At 33.2% G+C, this 7,500-nt stretch carries 5 protein-coding genes, 1 tRNA gene and 2 rRNA genes (2 of these 8 only partly in view); 6 read left to right on the forward strand and 2 right to left on the reverse strand.

The window, feature by feature from the left end; translation table 11 throughout:
- The 5 genes from AXY43_RS24745 to AXY43_RS24765 form a co-directional block, all read left to right on the forward strand.
- Positions 1-1,504 (forward strand): 23S ribosomal RNA (locus AXY43_RS24745) (it extends 1,407 nt beyond the left edge of the window).
- Positions 1,505-1,642: 138 nt separating this feature from the next.
- Positions 1,643-1,717 (forward strand) — tRNA-Asn (locus tag AXY43_RS24750).
- 3 nt (positions 1,718-1,720) lie between these two features.
- Positions 1,721-1,837, forward strand: a 5S ribosomal RNA gene (rrf, locus tag AXY43_RS24755).
- Positions 1,838-2,265: 428 nt separating this feature from the next.
- Positions 2,266-3,834: a hypothetical protein gene (locus AXY43_RS24760; protein WP_023977043.1), complete on the forward strand. Its 1,569-nt coding sequence runs from the start codon at positions 2,266-2,268 to the stop codon at positions 3,832-3,834.
- Positions 3,835-3,924: 90 nt separating this feature from the next.
- Positions 3,925-5,325 (forward strand): aldehyde dehydrogenase, encoded by a 1,401-nt coding sequence (locus tag AXY43_RS24765; RefSeq protein ID WP_105412316.1) that lies wholly within the window; start codon positions 3,925-3,927, stop codon positions 5,323-5,325.
- 184 nt (positions 5,326-5,509) lie between these two features.
- On the opposite strand, the gene AXY43_RS24770 is transcribed toward AXY43_RS24765, so the two are convergent.
- Complete coding sequence (locus tag AXY43_RS24770; protein ID WP_023977041.1) at positions 5,510-6,679, reverse strand: MFS transporter; 1,170 nt, start codon at positions 6,677-6,679, stop codon at positions 5,510-5,512.
- Between the two features lie 81 nt (positions 6,680-6,760).
- Complete coding sequence (locus AXY43_RS24775; protein ID WP_017210204.1) at positions 6,761-7,204, reverse strand: MarR family winged helix-turn-helix transcriptional regulator; 444 nt, start codon at positions 7,202-7,204, stop codon at positions 6,761-6,763.
- Positions 7,205-7,410: 206 nt separating this feature from the next.
- On the opposite strand from AXY43_RS24775, the gene AXY43_RS24780 reads away from it, so the two are divergent.
- Positions 7,411-7,500: the 5' portion of a hypothetical protein gene (locus AXY43_RS24780; protein WP_023977040.1), read on the forward strand. It continues 387 nt past the right edge of the window; only the first 90 of its 477 coding nucleotides appear in the window; the start codon lies at positions 7,411-7,413; the stop codon falls past the right edge of the window.

The raw sequence follows: 7,500 nt of genomic DNA on the forward strand, positions 1-7,500 counted from the left end.
TCGATGGACAATTGGTTGATATTCCAATACCACTATAATCGTTATTATCGATGGTGTGACGGAGAAGGATAGGATGTGCTAGCTATTGGATGCTAGTCTAAGCGTTTAGGGAGTTGGGATTGGCAAATCCGTTCCAACAATTCTGAGGCGTGATGGGGAAGGTTCTACGGAACCGAAGTATCTGATTCCATGCTTCCAAGAAAAGCATCTAGAAAGAGAAGTAGTGCCCGTACCGCAAACCGACACAGGTAGATGAGGAGAGAATCCTAAGGCCGACGGAAGAATTGCAGTTAAGGAACTAGGCAAATTGACCCCGTAACTTCGGGAGAAGGGGTGCCTGAGAAATCAGGCCGCAGAGAATAGGCACAAGCAACTGTTTAACAAAAACACAGGTCTCTGCTAAAGCGAAAGCTGATGTATAGGGGCTGACGCCTGCCCGGTGCTGGAAGGTTAAGGGGAACACTTAGCAAAGTTTTGCGAAGGTGTGAACTTAAGCCCCAGTAAACGGCGGCCGTAACTATAACGGTCCTAAGGTAGCGAAATTCCTTGTCAGGTAAGTTCTGACCCGCACGAATGGCGTAATGACTTGTGCACTGTCTCAACTGCAAATCCGGCGAAGTTGTAGTGCGAGTGAAGATGCTCGCTACCCGCGATTGGACGGAAAGACCCCGTAGAGCTTTACTGTAGCTTAGCATTGAATTTCGGTATTGTCTGTACAGGATAGGTGGGAGACTGGGAAACTAGGGCGTCAGCCTTGGTGGAGTCGTTGTTGGGATACCACCCTGATAGTATTGAAGTTCTAACTGGATGCCATGAAACTGGTGACAGGACATTGTTAGGTGGGCAGTTTGACTGGGGCGGTCGCCTCCTAAAATGTAACGGAGGCGCCCAAAGGTTCCCTCAGAACGGTCGGAAATCGTTCGAAGAGTGTAAAGGCAGAAGGGAGCCTGACTGCGACACCTACAAGTGGAGCAGGGACGAAAGTCGGGCTTAGTGATCCGGTGGTACCTCGTGGGAGGGCCATCGCTCAACGGATAAAAGCTACCTCGGGGATAACAGGCTGATCTCCCCCAAGAGTTCACATCGACGGGGAGGTTTGGCACCTCGATGTCGGCTCGTCGCATCCTGGGGCTGAAGTAGGTCCCAAGGGTTGGGCTGTTCGCCCATTAAAGCGGCACGCGAGCTGGGTTCAGAACGTCGTGAGACAGTTCGGTCCCTATCCGTCGCGGGCGTAGGAAATTTGAGAGGAGCTGTCCTTAGTACGAGAGGACCGGGATGGACTGACCTATGGTGTACCAGTTGTTTCGCCAGAAGCATAGCTGGGTAGCTAAGTCGGGAAGGGATAAACGCTGAAAGCATCTAAGTGTGAAGCCCACCTCAAGATGAGATTTCCCATAGCATAAGCTAGTAAGACCCCTTGAAGACTACAAGGTTGATAGGTCAGAGGTGTAAGTATGGTAACATATTTAGCTGACTGATACTAATAGGTCGAGGGCTTGACCAATATAATCAAGTTGTAATATACATTAATAGAGGAAGCTCGACTCACTGGCGTTCGCTGAGTAAGTTCGAGTATCCAGATATAAAATTTGGACCCTCACTTATGTGCAATTTTGAAAGAACAAATTCTTTCAAATAGCGTTCCGCGATAGCTCAATGGTGGAGCACTCGGCTGTTAACCGATAGGTTGGAGGTTCGAGTCCTCTTCGCGGAGCCAATATCTCGTGATGATGGCATAGAGGTAACACTCCTTCCCATTTCGAACAGGAAAGTTAAGGTCTATAGCGCCGATGGTACTGCATGGGAGACTGTGTGGCAGAGTAGGACGTTGCGAGGTAAGTATTAAAGATAGTCATAATGGCTGTCTTTTTTTTTATCAAATTTTGGGATGGTGAACATATAGATATATAAAAATAGGAATCTCACCAATAATGTGGAATATTAATGGTTATTCTGTTAAAATATAGATGAATATGCTAGAATTTGTGTTAGTGAATATTATATTTCATTATCATATGTTATCTAAAAAATTTAATTGATCAAAGTTTATTTTAAAATTATCAAGATATATAAAACCAATAAACTTATAAAGAATGAATTATATTATTTATAACTTATATGGTTGAAATTTCATTTGAGAATCTATATAGTAATTAGGTAGGAATTATCGTAGCTTTAATATGAATTTATTATGCTGACTTTATAGCGTTGTTAAGATGAACTATGATAAAAATAACTAATAATTAATTTACAAAGGAGACAGATATGCCTAATATTTTTGACGGACTTAGAAAAATTTCAGATAATGACATCATTGAACAAATTGCATTACTTGAAACAATGAATGTGACAAATATATCAAAGCCAATTATACAAAAGGCTAAGAAAAGAACTATAAGTATAATTAATTTTATAGGAAGTAAAATAGGAAAAAATCGTGTGCTTGAAGAACCGGAAGTAAAAGAAATATGGGCTTTGGTTGACGAAAAAAAAGAAGAATTGGAAAAGTGTACAAGAAATGAGTTAAATGAAAGGTTGTTCAACATTCTTTCCGAAAAGGCTAATGATGATTTAGAGAGTGCAACAGAGGACGAAGTATCAATAGAGGTAATAGAGGAAGCAGCTAAACTATATAAAGTGCATAAAAACTTAACGCCAAACCATAAGGCTGATATTATTTATTCAAAATATAATGAAAAGCTTAGTGGTAAGGCTAAAGAATATATAAATGGACAAGCATTTGTAGATCTACAAGAAACTACAAAAGATATAGAAGAAATTATAAGTAGTATGGATGAAGAACAAAAAAGAGAATTTACTCAATCAGTAGATGTTGCAAAATTGACATTTCTTAATGTGTGGAAAAAATTAGATAGGCAACATTTTATAAGACTTATATGGTTATGCGTTAAGGCTTATGGAGGTAGATTTACTGTGAAAGAAGAAGAACTTCCGAGTTTTGTAACAAGTGAAGAGGAAGTGGAAGCATTTAAAAGAGAAGAAGAATTAAAGAAGTCGCAGGAAGAATTGTTAAAGTTGAAAAAACAAATAGAATTATGTAAGGATAAAATAAATTCTATTGAGAATAGTTTAGAGAAAGAAAAACGTCTATTGAAGAGCGCAATTAGAAGTAGAGATAAAGCGGAAGAAGATATAATAGATTTGGGGAAAATACATATTAAATTAACATCAGTCAAGAAATCATATGAAGATGAATTAAAAGAGATTAAGGTTAAAATGGAAAACGCACCATTAGAGGAACTAGACTCACTTATGGAAGAATTTAAAGTAGTTAAGTTTGAAGAAATTGATGTGAATAATAAGATTTCAGATATTAATATAAAGGCCACATATAAGAAGGAATTGATAGATGATAATGTTAAAGCAATATCTATTAAAGAGGAAAGTATAAAAAACATTGGAATGGAATTTCAACATTTAAAAGAGGAAGCACATAACTTGGTAGATGCTTATAACAAAATGAAAAGTGATGTGAGAAATAAAGAAGAAGAAAAGAAGAGTGAAATATTTAAGAAATGGAGCCATTTTTTTAATAAGTTTACTTTTAATTTTGATAACTTGGGTAATGTAGTAAGCTTTACCCGAAGCGAATTACTTAAAATCGAACAATGTTTACATGAATTACATTTTACAAATGATCCAATGGCTTTAAGCATGGGAGTAATAGAAAGTAAAGGCAATAAGAAAAAAAAGGAAGAATATGAATACATAGATGTAAGCTTCTTAGATGGCTTTAAAATAGAGATTCAGTTTAGGATATTGGAAAATGGAGAAAAGACAGTACATATAGATGAAATCACTCCGGAATTTTAAATTATCTCATAAGTTATTTTTTTACAAGTATTTGGATAAAATTATAATTATGGAATATTTGCTTAGAATATAAGGTAAGGAGATAATAAAATGAATAGTTCTGAATTAACATCAGAAGATGTTAATGAAATTCTTAAAGATCAGAAAGAGTTTTTTAGCACTCAGGCTACTAAGAAAATAGAATTTCGAATTAATCAATTAAAAAAACTTAAAGAAAGTATAAAAGATTATGAAAGTAAAATTACTGAAGCTTTAAGTCTTGATTTGGGAAAACATGAATTTGAATCATATGTAACAGAAATAGGATTTGTATATTTGAGTATAGAAAATACAATTAATAATTTAAGGAAATGGGCAAAGTCTAAAAAAACAGAAACACCGATATTTTTAAAGCCTGGAAAAAGTTATATAGTTAGCGAACCTTATGGAAGCGTGTTAATAATCGGTCCTTACAATTACCCGTTTCAACTCGTTATTGAGCCGTTAATAGGTGCAATAAGTGCAGGGAATTGCATAGTAATAAAGCCTTCTGAAATTTCATTGAATGTTTCAAATACAATAAGTGAAATGATTTCAAAAATATTTGATAAAAAATATATAAGCTGTGTAGAAGGAAGTATTAAGACAAATATTTCATTAATAAATGCTCCATTTGATTATATATTCTTTACTGGAAGCGTAAGTGTTGGAAAGATAGTAATGAAAGCGGCAGCGCAAAATTTGATTCCAGTTACTCTAGAGCTAGGCGGTAAAAGTCCAGTAATAGTAGATGAAACTGCTAATATCAAAATTTCTGCTCAAAGGATTATTTGGGGAAAGACTTTAAATGCAGGGCAGACATGTGTAGCTCCAGATTATGTTATGGTTAGTAAAAATATTAAAGATGAGCTTATTAAAGAAATGAAAAATGCCATAAAAGAATTTTTTGGAGATAACGTTAAATCTAGTAAATATTATGGCAGGATAATAAATGATAAACATTTTAACAGAATAAAAAATTTAATTGATAAAGATAAAAGGGGAATTCTTTATGGAGGAAGTTATGATGAATATGAAAGGTTTATAGAGCCAACAATTATAGATGTATCAGCATTTGAATCGGAAAGCATGAAGGAAGAAATATTTGGGCCTGTACTACCTATTATTGAGTTTGTTAATTTTGATGAGGTTGTAATGAAAATCAAAAAAATGCCTAAACCTCTGGCTCTTTATATATTCACTAATAATAAGAAAATACGAGAAAGAGTCATCGAAGAAATACCATCAGGAGGCATTTGTATAAATGATACTTTAAATCATTTAGCAAATAGTAATTTGCCATTTGGAGGTGTTGGAAATTCTGGTATAGGATCTTATCATGGAGAAGAGAGCTTTAAAACATTTTCTCATAGAAAAAGTGTCCTGAATAGAGGAACAAAAATAAATATTAGAATACTTTTTCCACCATATAGCGCAAAGAGTATGACTTTAATTAAAAAATTTCTTAATTAAAATAATAAATTTCTATTAGGAAACTAAGTTTTAATGTTATTAAAAAGCAAAATGCTGATATATCGTAGGTTATAATAGTAATAATTTTATTATATATAGGCTACGATATATTAAAGGTTAGTATAATTTCCATAGAAGAATAAATTTATTAATGGTCTAATGAAATGATAAGTAGCTTGAATTTTTACTTATAAATGATGTAGTGAAAAATTAGAGCCATAACTTCGAATATAAATCCTATTGAGCATACTCCAATCCAACCGAAATATTGCCAGCTTAAAGGTGCTAGAAATGAGCCTAATGATCCACCAAGAAAATATGAAACCATAAATACAGTATTAATTCGGCTACGTGCTTCATCACCAAGCTCATGTATCCTTGCTTGATTGGAAACTTGACCAGCTTGGGTTCCTAAATCTAGTAGTATAACACCAACAATTAAACCATAAAGTTTATATCCTAAAATGAAAAAACATATATAAGATAAAGTAGAAAAAATAATGCTTATTCCCACTGTAAATTTAGGGGTTTTTTTATCAGCAATTCTTCCAACAAAAGGTGCGGCGGCAGCTCCAGCAACCCCTATTAAACCAAGCAATCCAGCTTCACGTGTTCCAAGATTATAAACGTGAGAACCTAATAAAAAAATAACAGAAGTCCAAAATGCACTGAAAGCTCCAAACATCAATGCTCCATTTATAGATGCTTCTCTTAAAGTTTTCTCTTGTTTAATTAGAGGAAATATGGAGAGTATTAGCTTAGCGTATGATATACTGGAGTTTGGTATGCTTGTTGGAAAAAAGTTTTTTATTATTATTGCAAAAAGTGCCATTAAGAATGCAGCACAGAAATATACTGATCTCCAACCAAAAGCTTGGCCGACAATCCCACTAAATGTTCTTGATAGTAATATTCCTATTAGAAGTCCACTCATAACATTACCTATTATTTTTCCACGTTCTGAAGGTTCTGCCAAATGCGCAGCAAATGGAACTATTAGTTGAGGAATTATTGTTGTAAATCCAACTAACAGAGAAGCAATTAATAAAATTACGTAATTAGGAGAAATAGCAACTAATAGCAAAGAAATACCAACAACTATAAGCATTTTTATAATTAGATTACGACGTTCTTTTATATCTCCAAGTGGAACAAATAGAAATAATCCTAGAGCATAACCTATTTGGGTTAGAGTTACAATAAATCCTGCTTGAGATTCTGAAATATTAAAGTTTGTAGAAATTTGTGTTAGTAATGGCTGAATAAAATATAGGTTTGCAACTGTAGCCCCGCAAGTAATAGCCATAATTAATATTATAAATCTGTTTAATTTAAAATTTGATTTATGAGTCATTTTAATCCTCCACAATACTGTATTGATTTATGTATAGATACTATACATATAATATAAAATAAAATACCTTGAAAAGGTATCTTATATTTTGTCTTTAAATTGCTTTAGAAAATTATACAAAAATTCTTTATTTTCTCTGCTAGCACTTCTCAATAACTCTTTTATAACAAGATTGTATTGGTTGTGATAGCTTTTATGATTTTTATATGCCACCTCACCTTTTTCTGTAAGCTTCAATATTAGTTTTGAATTACTATCAGAACTCGCCTCCTTAAATAGATAGCCCTTATTTTCTAATCTCTTTATAGTTTGTGAGACAGCACCTCGCGTAATCTCAAGTTTTCTTGCAATAGCTGAAATATGTAAGCCCTCATTTTCTTTTATATATTGCAGCATGTGTATTTCGGAATGATATAGATTTGAATCTGTTCCAAAATTTTTAGCTTTCAAATCTTTTTCAAAGAAACTACATATTACTTCCAGAAATATTTCACTAATTTCTTTATTGTCTAATAATTTATCCATAATAAATATTGTATAGATGCTACACAATGTTGTCAAACGTTATAATGTAATAGATAATGCTTTAGTGAAGATGATAATGAATATAAAAATATACTAGTTAACGTATATTAATTATAGTTAAAAAGTATAATGATAATAATTTTATAAATTTTCTTTAGTCTATATACAATTTAAAATAAATTCAAATATAATAGGAGAAATTAATTATGAATTATACTATTTATGATTTGATAGAGAGACTTATTGATATTGAGAACAATGCATTAGAGGTATATAAAAAAATTGAAGAAAATGCA

The organism is Clostridium sp. MF28, from assembly GCF_002969175.1.
GTDB lineage: Bacteria > Bacillota > Clostridia > Clostridiales > Clostridiaceae > Clostridium > Clostridium beijerinckii.